Genomic DNA, 18,495 nt, shown 5'->3' on the forward strand with positions numbered 1-18,495 from the left:
AGCTGAAAGGGGAGGTTATTGCGAGTGGGCGACCGGCTCACCTTCATAACCCTGGGCGGCCATAAACTCAGAGATAGCCTGTTCCGCCGCGTTAATCACCTGGTCGACAGGTTTATTGGCATCAATATCAACCAGCTGTGCGCCTTCAAAAGTCAGAAGCGGGGTGGCCGCCACTTTTTTGCTCAGTTGTTCTCGGCGGTGATCGGGCTTACGTGCGCAGGCAACTTCGAGGTCAACGTTCAGTTTGATGACCAGGTCCGGCTTATGCGCGGCCATCCATTTGAAGGCTGAACGCTCGCGACCGGCCATCCATTTCACCAGGCCGTTACCTTGGGTTTCGGGTGGAAATACCGTTCCATCATAGGCACCGGGAATTTGCGCCTGTGGAAAACGGTCGGTTAATACGATGAGCCCTTGTCGACGATAAGCCAGCATGCGGCGAAAACGTAATAAGCGGCGCACGACAAAGGTCATGATCACCACTGAGGGCAACAAGCCAATGCGGGTCTTTTTGGTTTTAACTTTTTTGGTATTCCGCTCGATAGCCCGCTCGACGGATTTGCCCATTAAAGGCAGTTGTGAAACGGCACGTCCGACATTTCCGGCCTGTTTACCGAGGTGAACCCTTACTGCAGGACCGTATTTTTTGACATGAACAATCAGATGTTCACAGACAGTCGACTTTCCGGAGCCATCACTGCCAATTACCGCAATAAGCGGCGGGAGTCTGGAGGTCATAATACTTTGCTCTTTATAAACACTATGCGAATTTAGCATTTTGGCCGCAAGAAGTCGTTAGTGAGACATGGCTATTAAATGCTACTTGTTGTCAAAGCTGTGCGCGAAAAATTAAATCAGGTGGTTGCGTCTTTTCCAGGTGATTTATTCTGCGGACGGGCAAGGGTATATAAATCGTGAGAGGTATACTTTGTGTTATTATAGCACGAAATAATAAGAAAAAAAGAATGAAAAGGCTTTTCGGTTATGCTGTTAGCAGGTATTTAACAATACCTGCTGCCCGCTGATAAATGACTTGAACACGTATAGGAACAGAATAAAATGGTTTTTTTACCTGTGGATAGCTTGTTGTGCGCCAGAAGATAAACTCCCACTCGCGTTATTCCCCGGTACGCGTGATCGCTATTACAGGTTGCGATGGTTCCGGAAAATCGACGTTAGCTGCCAGTCTGGTAAGCCACTTCTCTTCGCAGCAACTGACGGAGTTTATTTATCTTGGTCAGTCATCAGGGCTGATAGGAAAATGGATCGCCGATCTACCGATAATAGGTGCGCCATTTGGACGCTATTTACTGAAGAAATCCGATCGCGTTCACGAGCGGCCTTCGACTCCTCCCGGCAACGTTACCGCACTGGTTATTTTTCTGCTTTCATTCTGGCGTGCTTATAAGTTCTGGAAAATGCTCAGAAAAAATCAATCAGGTCAGTTGATGATCGCCGACCGCTACCCGCAGGCCGAAGTGCCTGGCTTCCGCTTTGATGGGCCGCAGCTTGCCAAAACCCGCGGCGGAAATCGCTGGATTGGCTGGCTCAGGAATAAAGAGCAAAAACTCTATCAATGGATGGCCTCATATCCGCCATTATTACTGATCCGTCTGGATATCGACGCGGCTACCGCGCATGCCCGCAAACCCGATCACGCGCTCTCCGCGCTGCACGAGAAAATTGCCGTTATTCCTCATCTGAACTTCAATGGCGCAACCATTCTCGATCTCGATGGCAGGGACCCGGAGAATAAAATTCTGGATGAATCATTACGTGCGGTTCAGGCCTCATTAACCTATTCAGAGACAGAGTTATTTCATGACCATCATGCTGAAGAAAATTAATACCGAGCCGACAGAAGATGAAGCGAAAGAGGTTTCTCCCTGTATCGTAGGGCTTATTGCGGTCGTTGGCAGTGACGGCACTGGGAAATCAACGCTGACGGTTGATTTGGTCAGAAATTTGCAGAAGAAAAGGGTGACGGAACGCCGTTATTTAGGACTTATCTCCGGTGAAGATGGCGATAAAATTAAACGCTTACCCATTATTGGCATCTGGCTTGAACGTCGGTTGGCGGCGAAATCGGATAAAACTCAGCGCATGAGTAATAAGCCACCGGCGCTTTGGGCGGCACTGATAATGTACGGTTTTTCATTATGGCGTGCCTCTAATTTACAGAAGGTCATCCGTCTGGCGCAGAGCGGCGTATTGGTGATCAGCGACCGATATCCCCAGGCTGAAATTTCCGGTTTTTATTATGATGGTCCCGGCATTGGCGTGGAAAGGGCAAAAGGCTGGTTAATGAGCCGACTGGCCGAAAGTGAACGACGCTTATATCAGCAGATGGCGTTGATTCGTCCGCAGCTTATTTTGCGTCTGGATATTGATGTGGATACGGCCTATGCGCGTAAACCGGACCACAGTTATGAAGAGTTAGAAGATAAAATTTCTGCCATGGTCAGAATTCACTATAACGGTTCCCGTATTATCGAGCTGGACGCCCGCGCGCCTTACGATGAAGTACTGGCGAAAGCGCTGGATTCGATCACGGCTGTTGCCGCCGGTTCCACATCATGAAGCACTGGTTTACGGATGGCGCCTTTCGCACTATGTTGAAAAATGCCGCTTACCTCGGATCCGGCAGTGTGGCAAGTGCCTTGCTCGGCCTGGTGGCGCTTTCCTGTGCCGGCAAAGGCATGTCGACAGAAATGTTTGGCGTACTGGTGGTTATTCAGGCCTACACCAAAGCGGTCAGTGATTTAATTAAGTTCCAGACCTGGCAGTTCGTGGTGCAATTCGGCACGCCGGCCCTGGAAGGGAAGAATATCTCCCGCTTCCGCGATGTGATTTCGTTCTCTTTCGGGCTCGATATTCTTAGTAGCGTCGTGGCTGTATTGGGTGGAATGGCGCTGCTGCCTTTCCTTTCTCACTCGCTGGGTCTGGATACTCACAGCCTCTGGCTGGCGGTGCTTTATTGTACGTTAATTCCGTCGATGACCTCGTCCACACCGACCGGTATTTTGCGGGCATTCAACCGCTTCGACTTAATTGCCGTGCAGCAGGCGATTAAGCCGTTCCTGCAGGCGGTCGGCAGTCTCTTCTGCTTCTATTTCGAGCTGGGTTTCCCCGGCTTTATTATTACCTGGTATGTTTCCAACCTGATTGGTGGCACGCTGTTTTGGTGGTTCGCCGCACGCGAGTTGCGTAGCAGGGATATTCATAATGCGTTAACCCCCCGACTGATGAAGACCGCTCGCCGAATTGAAGGGGCGTGGGACTTTGTCTGGACCACCAATTTTGCTCATACCATTTGGGCAGCGCGAAACTCCTGCAGTACGGTGTTGGTTGGGATCGTTTTAGGTCCGGCGGCGGCCGGCCTGTTTAAAATTGCGCTGACCTTCTTTGATGCCACCGGCACGCCGGCTAAGCTGATGGAGAAAAGCTTTTATCCTGAAATCATGCGTTTGGATCCGCGCACCAGCAAGCCGTGGCAACTCGGCCTGCGCTCCGCGCTGTTTGCCGGAGGGATAGGGGTGGCGGTTGCGGTCCTCGTACTTGTCGTTGGCAAGCCGCTTATTTCCGTGGTCTTCGGCTATAAATATTTACAGGCTTATGACCTGATGCAAATAATGCTGGGGGCGATTATCGTCTCTATGCTGGGCTTCCCGCAGGAGTCATTGCTGTTTATGGCGGGCAAGCAGCGGGCATTTCTGATTATGCAGACGATTTCTTCGCTCTGTTATATTGCCCTGCTGATCGGCATGTCGCACTTTTTTGGCTTGCGGGGCGCGGCCTTCGCCTACTTTGGTGGGCAATCCTTAGACGTATTATTAACGATGATCCCCACGTTCCATGCCTGGCGCCATCGCACTGCCCTGCGGTTTACCCTGTCCCAAGAGAGCCAACAAAATGGATAATACCTGGAAGAAATTTTCTGTGGAAACCACGGAATTATTATTTGCCGCGGTGGAAGAGGACGACATTGTTGATGCGAATTTCAGTCTGCCGCAGCAGATCGCCTTGCCGTGCTCTCAGGAGGGGCTGCGAAATAATTATGCGCTCTGCCTGCAATTTTGGGAGGACGGCTTTACCCGTGAGGAGTTACTGGGTCTGGTGAGTGACTTCCTCAGGGGACGTGAAATGTCGGCGTCGACGCGTTTACGCTACAAATATATTCGCGCGCGCTATAAGCATTTACGTTTTGCTCAGCGCCTGTATGGCAAAAAACATCAGTCGGGCCGTCTTTTCCATCTGACTACCGTGCTTCTTGGCCACTTCCAGGATGCCTTCCGCAATGGAAATCAAAAGAACCTGAATCTCTACGGCAATATTTTGCGGGTGTTCCTCAGTAAGCCGGTCTGGTCACGGGTCAGCTATGGTCTGCGTCATCTTGAATTAGAAACAGAAAGCGGATTTATTGCCTATCGTCAGGAGCAGTTGCTGCTACTGCAAACGTTGATCGCTAACCCGATGCTGACCGGTAAGGAGTTTCACGATGTCCGCAAAATCATCAGTCAGCAGGTTTCCTTTTATGACACTCTCAGATCCCTCGATCCTGATAACGTCGAAGCGCGGAAAATCTCCCGCTTTATGGCGGCGATCAATGGGCTGATGGGGGACCGACATGACGTGATGGTGGCCGAGAAGCTGTCTGGCGGTAAATCCTACGACGCGCCTGCGGTGTTGGATATCGATATTCGCCAGCGTCTTGAATCTTTGCTCGCCAGGTTTCACGCGCAGTGATCAACGCCGGGATGCTGGGCAAGTTGCTGACCATGATGTTGTTGCTGCTGCCAATGGCGGCCTCCGCCCATAACTTTGTTTATGGTCAACCCGTTGCGCCCGTGGCTATCGCCGATCGTGGGGAGTTGATCCTCAGGGATGGGGAGTTCAGCTATCAAAACTGGAACAGTGGCGAACTGGCGGGAAAGGTGCGGGTTGTGCAGTACATCGCGGGCCGTACGTCGGCGAAAAAGAAAAACTCGATGCTGATCACTGCCGTTAAAGAGGCGCAATTTCCCGAGGACCGCTTTCAGCCCACCACCATCGTTAACACCGATGACGCGATCCCCGGCTCCGGTTTCTTCGTCCGCGGGAAGATTGAGAAGAACAAAAGGAACTATCCCTGGGCACAGTTCGTTATCGACAGCGATGGCATCGGGCGGAAAACCTGGCAGCTGCCTGAAGAGAGTTCCACCATTTTAGTGCTCGATCAGGAAGGACGCGTGCGCTGGGCCAGGGATGGGTCGCTGAGCCCGACCGAAGTCAGCGATGTGATCGGCCTGGTACAAAAGCTGATCGGCAGCGGCCAATCATGATGTGCAACCTGACGATGAGCCCTGTTGAGAAAAGCGGCTGGCCGGGCGCGAAAGGAGAACCGTGGTGTCGCTGATTGAACGCTATATCACGGTCGAAATTCGTCGGCTGGTGATGGTCATCGTCGGTTTTCTGGTGGTGATGTTCGCCAGTTATTCTGCGCAGCGCTATCTGACCGATGCGGCCAATGGCACGCTTGCGCTACAGGTTGTATTTGATGTCGTCTGCTACAAGGTATTGATTGCGCTTGAGATGCTGCTGCCGGTTGGGTTGTATGTTGCCACGGCCGTGGCGCTGGGCCAGCTTTACACTGACTCTGAGATCACCGCAATATTTGCGGCCGGTGCCAGCCCGGTTCGCCTGTATAAAGCGGTGATGTTGTTAGCGATTCCACTGGCGGTGGTGGTGACGCTGCTGTCTCTTTACGGCCGTCCGTGGGCGTATGGCAATATCTACCGGCTGGAGCAACAGTCGCAGTCTGTACTGGATGTCAGCCATTTACAGGCCAATAAATTCAACGTTAATGGCAGCGGCAGAATGGTGATGGCCAGCCGTATCGATCCCGCCAGCCATCAGCTTACCGACGCGTTGATTTACTCCCGCTCCGGGAAAAATACCAACCTGTACCGGGCGCATTCGGTGGTGGTCACCGATCCTTCCCCGACCAGTCCCACCGTCAACCTGAAGAACGGCACCGCTTATGTGCTGGATCGCGAGGGGACGCAGGACAATATGCAGAACTATCACAGCCTCAATATCGCGTTGAAACCCTTTATTGAAAGTCTGGAAGTGAGGCGAAAGTCGGCTCCTGTGGCCGAGTTAAGGCAGTCGTCGGATCCGGCGGATAAAGCAGAGCTGCAGTGGCGGGAAAGCCGCGGCGTCAGCACCTTACTGATGGTGCTGTTATCCATCCCGCTCAGCCGCACCAAACCCCGGCAGGGGCGCTACGCCACCTTGCTGCCGCTGACGCTGCTATTTACCGCCATATTTTATGGCGGCAACGTCTGCCGCACGTTGGTAGCCAACGGATCGCTGCCTGCCATCCCCGGCGTGTGGCTGGTTCCGCTGGCGATGCTGATTGGCCTGGCCTTGTGTATTGCGCGCGATTTCTCACTGCTGCGGAAATTCTCCCGATGACTATTTTCAGCCGGTATCTGATGCGGAATACCTTTATCGGATTTGCGGCCGCCGCCGGTTTGCTGATCCCGCTGTTTACCACCTTCAACCTGATCAACGAACTGGATGATGTGGCGCCTGGCGGCTATCGCTGGACGCAGGCGCTGCTGGTTGTGGTGATGACCTTACCGCGCAGCCTGGTGGATCTTGCGCCTTTTGTTGCCTTGCTGGGCGGCATTGTCGGGCTGGGGCAGCTATCCAAAAGCCTGGAACTTACCGCTATCCGCACCGCCGGATTTTCAATCTCCAGCATTGCGCGGGCGATTTTCTATGCCGGGCTGGTAATGACTCTGACGCTCGGCGCGGTAGATGAGTGGGTGGCCGCTCCGTTGCAACAGCGGGCGTTGCAGATAAAAAATGTCGCGATGGCGAAAGCAGAAAGTGACTCAGACGCCGCCAATGCGCTGTGGGCTAGGAGCCACGATGACTTTGTGACGGTGCAATCGTTAGATAATCGGAACCAGCCCGTGGGAATTGAAATCTTCAGCTGGCAGCCCGACCTGACGCTGAAATCCTATATTTTCGCGCAGAGCGCGACAATCGCTGGAAAGGGAATGTGGACGCTGCACAACGTCACCGAAAAGCGCTGGGATAAGCAGCAAGAAACCGTCAATATCCTGCCAGAAATGCAGTGGCATTCGCTGTTTTCGGGTGAAGATTTGAAGAGGCTCACGTTGCCCGCAGAAAGCTTCTCGGCCCGACAGCTTGCCGACTATATTGTCTATCTGCACAAAACCGCGCAGCCAAGCCTCGAGTATGAAAACGCGTTGTGGCAAAAAGCGGGGCGGCCCATTTTGATTCTGGCGATGATCCTGCTGGCGGTTCCCTTCACCTTCAGCACGCCGCGTTCGCCGGGATTGGGAAGTCGCTTAGCGCTGGGCGTAATCGTCGGGCTGGTGACCTGGATTGTTTACCAGATCGTTCTGAACCTGGGGATTCTGTTCTCAATCAATGCCCAGCTAACTACGCTGGTGCCGCCGGTTTTATTGCTGGGGCTGGCGGTTGGGTTGATCTATCGCTTTGATCGGCGGCTAAAGTATTAGGTGGGGGAGGAGATTTGCATTATCAAATTCGGGGATTGTGATAGCAATATACGGCATCAGTAAGGGCGATTTTCTCTCTTCCAGTGCCAGCAAATATTTCGCTTCGTCATAACGGGTTCTGGTCTTCCAGCAGTGGTAAATGATCCTTATCCATTTGAATGCCAGAGCCCGGATCGCGGATTGATGAGATTTTCCCTTTTCTCGCCGCCCCTGATAATACAATTTGGCCCAGTATGATGAGTTTACCGTCTTCGCAGTCCATTCCACGAATGTCTGTCGGACGAACTTCGCACATTGCCAACGCCAGTGTACCCAGGATTTCTGGCCACTTCGTTCTGTGACCGGGGCTATACACGAATTCTAAACCGCCACATGTATGGAGGCGAGGATGATATATACGTTCCAACTGCTGCATATCTTCTTGCTATAGCGCGGGGCATTGTTTCAATGATGCAAATTAGAGAACCGCATTTGCTTCATCTGCTTTATTCCTGCGCCGTAATGGCATTCTTGTCCGGTTTTCTCCACGTCATGAAGAAATGACTGTGTCAGCCGCACAGGGCAGCCTAGATGTGTGGAATATCGCTGAAGATCTTAAACAGTCAAACTGATAAAAGCTGGGTATTTGTTTTAATACGCATAATTTAACATAAATAGCATTAACCGCACCGCGATTATAGAGGCTAAGCTAAGATGACCGTTATGAGCTAAGCTGACATGGCCGCTTCGGGTGACCTGCTGAGGAACCTGTTATGACGGCTTCTGGTGCGGAGTTTTTTACGATGAACGAAGTTAACCGACTTAAAATTATACAAGACGTTATTGACCGACGGCTGACCACGCGTCTTGCCGCAGAACGTCTTGGTATTTCAGATAGGCAGTGTCGCCGCCTGCTTCAGCGTTATCGCGAAGACGGCCCACTTGGCATGACTGATCGCAGACGCGGCAAGCCCAGCAATTATCAGTTGCCTGCAGGTATTGCTGAGCTTGCCATTCAGATCATCCGCGAACGCTACGCTGACTTTGGTCCCACGCTGGCCTGCGAGAAGCTGGCCGACTTACATAACGTAGTACTGGCTAAAGAGACTGTCCGCAAGCTGATGATATTCGCCAGGCTCTGGATCCCTCGAAAACAGCGTGCCCCAAAAATTCAGCAGCCACGTTATCGCCGCGCCTGCGTCGGCGAGCTTATCCAGATTGATGGTTGCGATCATCGCTGGTTTGAAGAACGCGGTCCGGCCTGCACGCTGCTGGTTTATGTGGATGACGCAACCAGTCGACTCATGCAGCTGCACTTCGTGAAGTCGGAGTCGACATTCACGTATTTCGAGGCGACCCGCGGCTACCTGGAAAAGCACGGCAAACCATTAGCATTCTATAGCGACAAAGCCAGCGTCTTTCGCATCAACAACAAAAATGCGGCCGGCGGCGATGGTCAGACACAGTTCGGGCGTGCAATGAACGAGCTCAACATTACCGGCATCTGCGCCAATACCCGGGTGTAAACCTCCGTGCTCGAGGCCTCGGTGTGGCCCATGTACGCCTGAACCACCTTCATCGGCACGTGTGACTGAATTAAGTGCATCGCAAAGCTGTGGCGGAACGTTTTCGGGGTAATGGTTTCTAACGAGAACGTGACACTGTCACTTTCAGCCCGCCGGACCGCGGCGCGGATCCAGTTGCGCGGCGTCTCGTCGCTCTTCACGTTCCAGAGGGGTTCGTTCTTCTTCGGCCTGAACGTCTGAAAATACTCCCGCAGCCGCTGCACGTACGCCTCATCAAACAGGGGCACGATGCGGTTGAGCTGCTCGCCGGCCTCCGGGCGCCCGCGGCCGCGGGTGCGCTGCTTGAGGATTTTGATCACCACGAACGGCCGCGAGCCGTTGTCGAGGTTGAAGTGCGCCGGCGTGAGTGCCAGGCATTCGTTCAGCCGGGCGCCGGTGTTCCAAAGCGTCTCCCCGAACAGCCGCTGGGTCAGATCCCGCAGGTAGGGCAACAGCTGGCTCACTTCCGGGGCGAGCAGGTAGTGCGGCATCCCGACGCCGGCGCTCAGTGCCATCTGGCGAAGGGCCAGGGCATCGTCGTAGTTAAAGTAGCCGCTGGTGACGCTACGTGAATTCTGCAAAGTTTCGTGGGGGATAAGGCTCAATTTTTTAATCTCCGCAATCTGCGTCGCAGAGCCGGTTGCCGGCGGCGATATCACTGTCATTAAACCCAGTGTGCCGAAAATCTCCGTGCCGATCGAGGAGAATAAATACCAAAATGGTGATCGGTCGTTTTGGGGAGTTTTCCGGTATACGGGAAAAAGCCCAACCTGCGGGGGAGGGGAGTTGAGCGAGCGGCAACGCCCCGTTACCGTCGCTTTCCCCCGTACCGGATGTGCAGGCATCTGATACAAAAGGGATTATATCGCAATGACCAGAAAAAACCTCTCTTTGACGTCAGCCGGAAATTTCTCCACGTTAAACGGGCAAAAACCGCAACATCTGGTGTTTTTTTGAAATGAAAAACGCTAAATGTAGTCTTATCCACAAAAACGGGGGATAAGTCTGTGGGCAATTGGGCAGTCTGGGGGTAAACCCCAATACGTGAAAAGCGAAGACCTCTGGGCGACGTCAGGGCGAAATGCGATGCTCCGCGATGGCGATCGGGTTACGGAGAAAAGAGAGGGTCGAAGCTAAGCCGCTATCCGGGATGAGATAATGATGTTCTTAAAGCAAACGACAATCTGAACAGCCAATATTCCGCCAGACTAACCTGTCTCGGGAATAAGTACCGTATCTGTTTATACCTAAACGAGTATCTGGAGAAGTATTGTCCTGATAAAAATTGTTGTTGAGTGGAGTACTTTATTAAAGACCACAAGGTAGTTCTAAATATAAATAGAAAAGGAACATCTAATACTTTATAGATACTAAAAATTAGTCTGTTTTTACAAAAACTCAATAGGGTTAGTGTAAATGTAAGCCGACACAGAATGCGTTTATCGAACGCTTTAACAGAACATACCGGACAGAAATACTGGATTTTTACTTGTTCAGAACGCTGAACGAAGCACGGGAAATAACGGAGCGCTGGCTGAATCAATACAATAGTGAGCGGCCGCATGAATCCCTGAATAACCTGACGCCGGAAGAATATCGGCTGATGGCTGAAAAACCGGAAATCTCAAAAAGTGTGTGGAACTAAAGCTGGGATACTTACAGAACGATCTAGGCTGCTAAAGGCATTCTCGAGAGGATACTCGCGTTGAAGATAGCCCATCTGGATGTGTCATGGGATCAGTTCAGCGCGAGTTTCCGCGTTACCACTGTTTACCTCGGCCAGTACCGAGGTGTGCTGTCAGCGGATGTTGTCAACCGCGCCGATCTGCAGGCCTATGAGACGAAACGTATCGGACGAATCAGAGTATATGCCTAACGCGAAGTGTTGTAATAGAACTGGCATGACAATGCCTTGCCCATGACCGGATAATTAGCTATCAACGCTAAACTGCGCTGGCATAAATTCGCCAAGACGCTGCTTTTGCCGACCACGTTCATCGACATTAGCGGGGCTTAGCCATAAGTTCATTGCATTTCGCAGTGCAGGCCATTCTTTATCAAGGATAGAATACCAACGGGTATCCCGGCTGTGTCCTTTTGAAACCTGTATTTGTCTCAGCGTGCCTTCATATTGAAACCCCAATCGTTCTGCTGCTTTAATTGCATCCTCATGATGACTATCACATTTCCACGCACATCGTCGGTACTCTAACGTGTCGAAAATATAAGATAGCAACAAGGCGATGGCTTCAGTACTGGATGGGGTGCGTTTCATCTGTGGTGTCCAGTTTATCCATCCAATTTCAACGGCCCCATTCTCGGGATCTATGCGCTGCAACGCAACAAACCCCACAGCTTTTTCAGTAAGTTGACTGATAACAGCGAAAAATAAAGGGTCTGAACTGCTTGCAAGTGATGTAATGAAATGATCACTTTGGCGCTGAGTAATGGGACGGTTTATAGGAAGGTATGTCCAGTCTCGTTCATCGTCGATACTATGCCAAGCTTCAAACAATTGCTGACTGTGCGTTAAGGTGATGGGTTCAAGGCGGCAGTATTTACCAGAAAGAACTTTTTTGGAAGGGCGCTCTCTTAATTTCCAATCAGATAATGATGGCCCTAGCGATTGACCATAATGATTTAATTCAGGCATTTTTACCATCCGCATATTCATTTATACTAAAAGTTAGTCAATTCGAGCGGCTATCCTTCCACAAAAGGAAGGTAGGTAGCGTTCATGTTCATGTTCATGTTCATGTTCATGTTCATGGAACATACCTCTGCAGTATAGATAAAAACACCTACCCATTCAATTACGAATGAGTCATTTAACCTCGCATCCTTCTCCGTGAAAAAGATGAAATGAAAATAATTAAAAACCATATAACACTCTCATTGCCAGCTTTAGAAAATTCGACTGGAATTACAGAATGTGCAAGATAACGTTTATTTCTTTAATACGTAACATTATCAGCCTAATACATGGCCATAATCGGCTTAATTTTAAACAGACTCATCTAAGAATATACATAACGCACCTTAAAGAGAGCAATAGTGGCACTTGGTGAAAACTAATAAAAAACGGAAAATCTTTAGATTTTAAAACTTGTGAACTCTAAATAATAATAAAATACTGGCCACTTCATTAACCTTTCTATGGTATATCACTAGTCACCAGGTGAGGGTACATATGACCTGCATTTAAACCACAACCTATGCTATATTTTAAAAAATACCTTCACAACTCAAAAAAATATGCTATTCTTAATCATTGAACTATTTCTATTTTAATTGCATGGTCATTTGTATGGTGAATTTTAATCTCTCATTTTCCTGCACTTTCAACTTTGAACCTATTTTCACTTCAGAGAAGGAAGTATATGCCTTTGACGTATACCCAGAATTCACAAACACGGAGGGAAAGAAGTTTTTTAATGATGATGTGATGTATTTTATGTCAATATCTGTCAAAAAAAAATACCTCACTGACATACTCAATGAGATTGTAAAGAAATCAAGTTTTCTGCGGGAGAAGAAAGCATTATGCTCATTTCATATCGATCGCGATATGGCGCTCATTACTCTCACTGACCCAGAAATAAAAAATATCATTTTCGCGCATGAATTTATTCGATTATCCATATCAATTAATCTATTACATGATAATACCAATAATCCAGGTTCTTTAGCAAAGGGCTTGAGCGAGAAATATCCTATTTGGTTAAATGATTTCTCAGCAAACCCTGCATCATTTTCGGCCATAAGAAATATCAAATTTGAATTAGTGAACGTGTCTGATGGAACTTTTAAAGAGTATGGTGACTCAGTGATGTTTTTTTCTTTGATTGAAAACATCTCAAGATATTCTAACAATATTTGCATTCAAGGTGTGGATACTTTTGCTCAGCTAAGAATGTTAAAACACCCCCATATTACTCACATCAAAGGTTCCTTATTTTCTGATGAGAAATATAATAGTTTAGACTGATGGGGCCGACAGCCATGCACTCGCATCATGTCTTTTAGGAAGTCGCTCCCAGTAATTTCTTAGCTACGCCCAATGCCGGTGTTGTACTCTCACCTGCTGTGTGGGTCATCATTTGAACACTGGCAATTAATAACACGAAAAGACCTGCTAATCTTCTTAAAACAGCTAAACGGATACGGATAATGTTCAATAACCTTAAAGTTTGCCAGTCGGTGCTGAACGCTCTGCCTGAGGCTGTGTTCCTAAAAGACAAATATTTTCGGTTGGTTTTTTTAAACCATAACGCGTCTAAATTGTTCGGTGAGTCACCCGAGTTAATGATCGGTAAAAAGGGGCTGGGACACCTAGACTTGCCACTTGCCTCTCGCATTCTGGCCCAGGAAAAGCATGTCCTGGACACGGGAGAATCAGTTGAATTTGAGGAACAAGTACCCGGTCCCGACAACCAAACCAGAACTTTTGTAATCAGGGCATCCCTGCTTATCCTTAATGCTGAATCCTATCTGCTTATCTCACTGAGTGACATTTCTGTACTGCGGCAGGCTGAAGCCCACATGCGTTATCAGGCTTACCACGATCCTCTGACGGGTTTATACAATCGCGCTGCTTTCAATGAGAGATTGCAGAATGTAGGGGTCCGCTTGGAAAACGGAAAATATCCTACTATAAGGGCTTCCCCGAACAGTCAACGCCGGTTTTTAATTTCTGTCTGTTCATCAATGAAAGGCAAGGGATAAGACTGCGCTACTATAAACGGTCATGCTGAATCGCTAGTGATTCGGACCCTGATGAAAGACGCTCGTGAGATCCTCCTTCGTTAATCGGATAGTGATATCCAGTAGGATATGCAGATACTTCTCACGGGGGTCTAACCCTTTACCATCAACAATTTACAGTTCAGTTACTACTCAGTTAAATTTTTCATGTTGTTGAATACAGTCTGAAGTCATCGCCGTAATGTAATGATGCCCAGCACAACCTCGCATTCTTGGCGGCGATTGCAACGACAGCACGCCAGTATCCCCGCCTACCAATCAACGAGCAGACCCAACGGCTAAACGGGTCCGTTCTATTCTCTGCCCCTACCATTACAGAACGGGCTCCCTGGACCAGTAGGGTTCGCAGATAGGCATCACCCGCTTTTGTTATCCTGCCAAGCTTTGATTTTCCGCCACTACTGTATTGTGATGGCGTTAGCCCCAACCAGGCTGCCAGTTGGCGCCCGTTCTTAAAATCATGGGCATTGCCAATACTGGCGACCAGCGCACTCGCTGTGGTGGGCCCAACACCTTTCAGTTCCATTAACTGCTGGCTGCGATGATCTGTTTTGGCCACACGAGATAATACCCTGTCATATTCGGCGATTTTCTCTTCAATATTAGTGACATGTGTCAATAGATCATCAATGCACAGCCTAACCTGTACTGGCAGAGTTTCCTTCTGGTCAGAAACAACATGACGCAGAGCATCAGTGCTTTGTGGGGCAATAACCCCGAATTCAGATATCAGGCCCCGAAGACGGTTATACGTTGCTGTTCTTTCCTGGATAAATCCCTGTCTTGTCCGATGTAAGCATTGCATTGCCTGCTGGCTTTCGTCTTTGACTGGTACAAAGCGCATATGCGGCCGCTGCACTGCCTCACAAATAGCTATTGCATCAGCTGCATCATTTTTCCCGGTCTTACCCGCCATGCGATAGGGTGAGACAAATTTCGGAGCCATCAACCGGACATCATGGCCATACTGCCTGAATAATCTTGCCCAATAGTGGGCACCCGAGCAGGCTTCCATTCCAATGACACAGGGAGGTAAACCTGCGATGAGTTCAGAAAGTGCTGCACGCGACACCTTGGGTTTAACCAGAACAGCTTTACCATTTTGGTCAATGCAGTGAACAGCAAACACATTTTTAGCAAGATCGATACCGACAGTGGTGATGGTCATAACGAATCCCTCTGGGTCAATGTTTATCCTATGATTGCACGAAAGTTAATCAGGCGCATATCTAGGGGAAGTCCCTTCCATTCGTTAAGCGTTTTAAGCTAACGGGTGATTTCGTTCCATTGAGCGCGAACCCCTGACCGTAAGGGATGTACGAAATGATCCGGCTGTCCGTTAATGGTTTTGCTTACTTTCGGACATGGGTGATGCTGCCAACTTACTGATTTAGTGTATGATGGTGTTTTTGAGGTGCTCCAGTGGCTTCTGTTTCTATCAGCTGTCCCTCCTGTTCAGCTACTGACGGGGTGGTGCGGTCCGGCAAGGCGCTATCCAGGGATAACCGGGCAAACAGACGCATGGAGGCGATTTCGTACAGAGCATCTTCCATCGCGCCATCGCTCAGGTTGTACCAATGCTGCATGCAGTGAATGCGTAGCATGGTTTCCAGCGGATAAGGTCGCCGGCCATTACCAGCCTTGGGGTAAAACGGCTCGATGACTTCCACCATGTTTTGCCATGGCAGAATCTGCTCCATGCGGGACAAGAAAATCTCTTTTCTGGTCTGACGGCGCTTACTGCTGAATTCACTGTCGGCGAAGGTAAGTTGATGACTCATGATGAACCCTGTTCCATGGCTCCAGATGACAAACATGATCTCATATCAGGGACTTGTTCGCACCTTCCCTAAAAATGAAGTGGTTAATTTTTTACGTAATAAGAATTTTCATAATCTTGCGGATATGCCCAATATCGACGTGATCGACGGCCAGGCGGAGTTTATCAATAATCATAGCCTGCGTGTTCATCGGCCTGAGGGAAATCTGGAGATTCATGGCGAGAAAATTTTTATTAATACCGGTGCACAAGCCGTGGTTCCGCCAATTCCTGGAATTACCACCACACCTGGTGTATATGACAGCACCGGATTACTTAATCTAAAAGAATTGCCTGGGCATTTAGGTATTTTGGGCGGCGGATATATTGGCGTTGAGTTCGCCTCTATGTTCGCTAATTTTGGCAGCAAAGTAACCATTTTAGAGTCAGCTTCGCTGTTTTTGCCTCGGGAAGATCGGGATATTGCTGATAATATCGCGACGATTTTACGCGATCAGGGCGTCGATATTATCCTCAATGCCCATGTGGAGCGAATCAGTCACCATGAAAATCAAGTGCAAGTGCATAGCGAGCACGCCCAACTGGCGGTGGATGCACTGTTAATAGCTTCCGGTCGTCAACCGGCTACCGCTTCGTTACATCCAGAAAATGCCGGTATCGCAGTAAACGAGCGCGGGGCAATTGTCGTTGACAAGCGATTACATACCACCGCAGACAATATTTGGGCGATGGGAGATGTTACCGGCGGGCTGCAATTTACTTACATATCACTGGATGATTACCGCATTGTACGTGATGAGTTACTGGGTGAAGGCAAACGTAGTACTGATGATCGGAAAAATGTGCCTTATTCCGTATTTATGACACCGCCCCTGTCCAGGGTTGGTATGACAGAAGAACAAGCCAGAGAGAGTGGTGCTGATATTCAGGTGGTGACATTGCCTGTAGCTGCAATTCCGCGCGCCAGAGTGATGAACGATACCCGTGGGGTATTAAAAGCGATTGTTGATAATAAAACCCAACGTATATTAGGGGCATCACTGCTGTGTGTTGACTCCCACGAGATGATCAATATAGTGAAAATGGTGATGGATGCCGGGCTGCCTTATAGCATATTACGCGATCAGATATTTACTCATCCGTCGATGAGCGAATCACTCAATGATCTATTTTCATTAGTCAAATAAACTCAAAATCAGACGCCAGAACAAATATTCTGGCGTCTCAGAGAAAAGAATCTTATTAATTCTCTGTTACTCTATAACTTCTTAATCACTTCATTGATGGTATTTTATATGTTTAAAAAATCTGTTTTATTTGCAACACTATTATCTGGCGGGTGATGCTGCCAACTTACTGATTTAGTGTATGATGGTGTTTTTGAGGTGCTCCAGTGGCTTCTGTTTCTATCAGCTGTCCATCCTGTTCAGCTACTGACGGGGTGGTGCGTAACGGCAAAAGCACCGCCGGACATCAGCGCTATCTCTGCTCTCACTGCCGTAAAACATGGCAACTGCAGTTCACTTACACCGCTTCTCAACCCGGTACGCACCAGAAAATCATTGATATGGCCATGAATGGCGTTGGATGCCGGGCAACTGCACGCATTATGGGCGTTAGCCTCAACACGATTTTACGTCACTTAAAAAACTCAGGCCGCAGTCGGTAACCTCGCGCATACAGCCGGGCAGTGACGTCATCGTCTGCGCGGAAATGGACGAACAGTGGGGATACGTCGGGGCTAAATCGCGCCAGCGCTGGCTGTTTTACGCGTATGACAGGCTCCGGAAGACGGTTGTTGCGCACGTATTCGGTGAACGCACTATGGCGACGCTGGGGCGTCTTATGAGCCTGCTGTCACCCTTTGACGTGGTGATATGGATGACGGATGGCTGGCCGCTGTATGAATCCCGCCTGAAGGGAAAGCTGCACGTAATCAGCAAGCGATATACGCAGCGAATTGAGCGGCATAACCTGAATCTGAGGCAGCACCTGGCACGGCTGGGACGGAAGTCGCTGTCGTTCTCAAAATCGGTGGAGCTGCATGACAAAATCATCGGGCATTATCTGAACATAAAACACTATCAATAAGTTGGAGTCATTACCGCTGGCCAGGTGATGCTGCCAACTTACTGATTTAGTGTATGATGGTGTTTTTGAGGTGCTCCAGTGGCTTCTGTTTCTATCAGCTGTCCCTCCTGTTCAGCTACTGACGGGGTGGTGCGTAACGGCAAAAGCACTGCCGGACATCAGCGCTATCTCTGCTCTCACTGCCGTAAAACATGGCAACTGCAGTTCACTTACACCGCTTCTCAACCCGGTACGCACCAGAAAATTATTGATATGGCCATGAATGGCGTTGGATGCCGGGCAACTGCACGCATTATGGGCGTTAGCCTCAACACGATTTTACGTCACTTAAAAAACTCAGGCCGCAGTCGGTAACCTCGCGCATACAGCCGGGCAGTGACGTCATCGTCTGCGCGGAAATGGACGAACAGTGGGGATACGTCGGGGCTAAATCGCGCCAGCGCTGGCTGTTTTACGCGTATGACAGGCTCCGGAAGACGGTTGTTGCGCACGTATTCGGTGAACGCACTATGGCGACGCTGGGGCGTCTTATGAGCCTGCTGTCACCCTTTGACGTGGTGATATGGATGACGGATGGCTGGCCGCTGTATGAATCCCGCCTGAAGGGAAAGCTGCACGTAATCAGCAAGCGATATACGCAGCGAATTGAGCGGCATAACCTGAATCTGAGGCAGCACCTGGCACGGCTGGGACGGAAGTCGCTGTCGTTCTCAAAATCGGTGGAGCTGCATGACAAAGTCATCGGGCATTATCTGAACATAAAACACTATCAATAAGT

Annotated in this window: 15 protein-coding genes and 6 pseudogenes; 15 read left to right on the forward strand and 6 right to left on the reverse strand. The window is 49.6% G+C overall.

Features of this window, described 5'->3' with window-relative positions; genetic code table 11:
• Nucleotides 1–15: 15 nt before the first annotated feature.
• Complete coding sequence (locus I2123_RS25145) at nt 16–738, reverse strand: dTMP kinase (protein WP_213052977.1); 723 nt, start codon at nt 736–738, stop codon at nt 16–18.
• A gap of 350 nt (nt 739–1,088) precedes the next feature.
• On the opposite strand from I2123_RS25145, the gene I2123_RS25150 reads away from it, so the two are divergent.
• From I2123_RS25150 to lptG, 7 genes are all read left to right on the forward strand, one after another.
• Nucleotides 1,089–1,847, forward strand: a complete 759-nt coding sequence (locus tag I2123_RS25150; RefSeq protein ID WP_213052978.1) for a nucleoside/nucleotide kinase family protein — start codon at nt 1,089–1,091, stop codon at nt 1,845–1,847.
• Nucleotides 1,831–2,580, forward strand: coding sequence for a nucleoside/nucleotide kinase family protein (locus I2123_RS25155; RefSeq protein ID WP_213053060.1), 750 nt, complete (start codon nt 1,831–1,833; stop codon nt 2,578–2,580). Before I2123_RS25150 ends, I2123_RS25155 begins: the two co-directional genes overlap by 17 nt.
• Nucleotides 2,577–3,920 carry a lipopolysaccharide biosynthesis protein gene (locus tag I2123_RS25160; protein ID WP_213052979.1) on the forward strand — a complete coding sequence of 448 codons (1,344 nt, stop codon included), beginning with the start codon at nt 2,577–2,579 and terminating at the stop codon, nt 3,918–3,920. The genes I2123_RS25155 and I2123_RS25160 overlap by 4 nt, the downstream gene beginning before the upstream one ends.
• On the forward strand, nt 3,913–4,746 hold the full coding sequence (locus I2123_RS25165; protein WP_213052980.1) for a hypothetical protein: 834 nt from the start codon (nt 3,913–3,915) through the stop codon (nt 4,744–4,746). The genes I2123_RS25160 and I2123_RS25165 overlap by 8 nt, the downstream gene beginning before the upstream one ends.
• Nucleotides 4,747–4,757: 11 nt before the next feature.
• Complete coding sequence (locus tag I2123_RS25170) at nt 4,758–5,321, forward strand: YtfJ family protein (RefSeq protein WP_213053061.1); 564 nt, start codon at nt 4,758–4,760, stop codon at nt 5,319–5,321.
• Nucleotides 5,322–5,385: 64 nt separating this feature from the next.
• Nucleotides 5,386–6,456, forward strand: coding sequence for an LPS export ABC transporter permease LptF (lptF, locus tag I2123_RS25175; RefSeq protein WP_213052981.1), 1,071 nt, complete (start codon nt 5,386–5,388; stop codon nt 6,454–6,456).
• A complete protein-coding gene (lptG, locus tag I2123_RS25180) occupies nt 6,453–7,538 on the forward strand; it encodes an LPS export ABC transporter permease LptG (RefSeq protein WP_213052982.1) in 1,086 nt (361 codons plus the stop codon). The genes lptF and lptG overlap by 4 nt, the downstream gene beginning before the upstream one ends.
• Here lptG and I2123_RS25185 read toward each other — a convergent pair.
• Nucleotides 7,527–7,889 (reverse strand): annotated as a pseudogene (locus tag I2123_RS25185) (hypothetical protein); the annotation flags it as partial. The gene lptG and the pseudogene I2123_RS25185 overlap by 12 nt on opposite strands.
• Nucleotides 7,890–8,290: 401 nt before the next feature.
• Between I2123_RS25185 and I2123_RS25190 the strand changes: the two are divergent.
• Nucleotides 8,291–9,034: pseudogene (locus I2123_RS25190) on the forward strand (ISNCY family transposase); the annotation flags it as partial.
• On the opposite strand, the gene I2123_RS25195 reads toward I2123_RS25190, so the two are convergent.
• Complete coding sequence (locus I2123_RS25195; RefSeq protein WP_213052983.1) at nt 8,974–9,747, reverse strand: tyrosine-type recombinase/integrase; 774 nt, start codon at nt 9,745–9,747, stop codon at nt 8,974–8,976. The pseudogene I2123_RS25190 and the gene I2123_RS25195 overlap by 61 nt on opposite strands.
• A gap of 755 nt (nt 9,748–10,502) precedes the next feature.
• Between I2123_RS25195 and I2123_RS25200 the strand changes: the two are divergent.
• Nucleotides 10,503–10,727: pseudogene (locus I2123_RS25200) on the forward strand (integrase core domain-containing protein); the annotation flags it as partial.
• 285 nt (nt 10,728–11,012) lie between these two features.
• On the opposite strand, the gene I2123_RS25205 reads toward I2123_RS25200, so the two are convergent.
• Entirely contained in the window at nt 11,013–11,735 is a 723-nt protein-coding gene (locus tag I2123_RS25205) for a GNAT family N-acetyltransferase (RefSeq protein WP_213052984.1), read from the reverse strand.
• A 654-nt stretch (nt 11,736–12,389) separates the two neighbouring features.
• Between I2123_RS25205 and I2123_RS25210 the strand changes: the two genes are divergently transcribed.
• Entirely contained in the window at nt 12,390–13,070 is a 681-nt protein-coding gene (locus tag I2123_RS25210) for an EAL domain-containing protein (protein WP_213052985.1), read from the forward strand.
• Between the two features lie 182 nt (nt 13,071–13,252).
• Nucleotides 13,253–13,807: a PAS domain-containing protein gene (locus I2123_RS25215; RefSeq protein ID WP_213052986.1), complete on the forward strand. Its 555-nt coding sequence runs from the start codon at nt 13,253–13,255 to the stop codon at nt 13,805–13,807.
• Nucleotides 13,808–13,991: 184 nt separating this feature from the next.
• Here the strand turns inward: I2123_RS25215 and I2123_RS25220 are convergent, their stop codons facing one another.
• Nucleotides 13,992–15,014: an IS110-like element IS5708 family transposase gene (locus tag I2123_RS25220; protein WP_000156884.1), complete on the reverse strand. Its 1,023-nt coding sequence runs from the start codon at nt 15,012–15,014 to the stop codon at nt 13,992–13,994.
• 254 nt (nt 15,015–15,268) lie between these two features.
• Between I2123_RS25220 and I2123_RS25225 the strand changes: the two are divergent.
• Nucleotides 15,269–15,355: pseudogene (locus I2123_RS25225) on the forward strand (IS1 family transposase); the annotation flags it as partial.
• On the opposite strand, the pseudogene I2123_RS25230 reads toward I2123_RS25225, so the two are convergent.
• Nucleotides 15,316–15,627 (reverse strand): annotated as a pseudogene (locus tag I2123_RS25230) (IS5/IS1182 family transposase); the annotation flags it as partial. The pseudogenes I2123_RS25225 and I2123_RS25230 sit on opposite strands and share 40 nt — an antisense overlap.
• Nucleotides 15,628–15,697: 70 nt before the next feature.
• Between I2123_RS25230 and I2123_RS25235 the strand changes: the two are divergent.
• The 3 genes and pseudogenes from I2123_RS25235 to I2123_RS25245 form a co-directional block, all read left to right on the forward strand.
• Nucleotides 15,698–16,813 (forward strand): annotated as a pseudogene (locus I2123_RS25235) (FAD-dependent oxidoreductase); the annotation flags it as partial.
• A gap of 206 nt (nt 16,814–17,019) precedes the next feature.
• Nucleotides 17,020–17,717 (forward strand): IS1-like element IS1SD family transposase gene (locus I2123_RS25240; protein ID WP_114161604.1). Its coding sequence is split into 2 segments (ribosomal slippage): nt 17,020–17,269 and nt 17,269–17,717, totalling 699 coding nucleotides; the frame shifts between segments, so codons are not numbered across the junction.
• 78 nt (nt 17,718–17,795) lie between these two features.
• Nucleotides 17,796–18,493 (forward strand): IS1-like element IS1SD family transposase gene (locus I2123_RS25245; RefSeq protein WP_134795416.1). Its coding sequence is split into 2 segments (ribosomal slippage): nt 17,796–18,045 and nt 18,045–18,493, totalling 699 coding nucleotides; the frame shifts between segments, so codons are not numbered across the junction.
• The last annotated feature ends 2 nt before the right edge of the window (nt 18,494–18,495 follow it).

It is taken from the genome of Rahnella inusitata, from assembly GCF_018288855.1.
GTDB classification, from domain to species: Bacteria; Pseudomonadota; Gammaproteobacteria; order Enterobacterales; family Enterobacteriaceae; genus Rahnella; species Rahnella inusitata.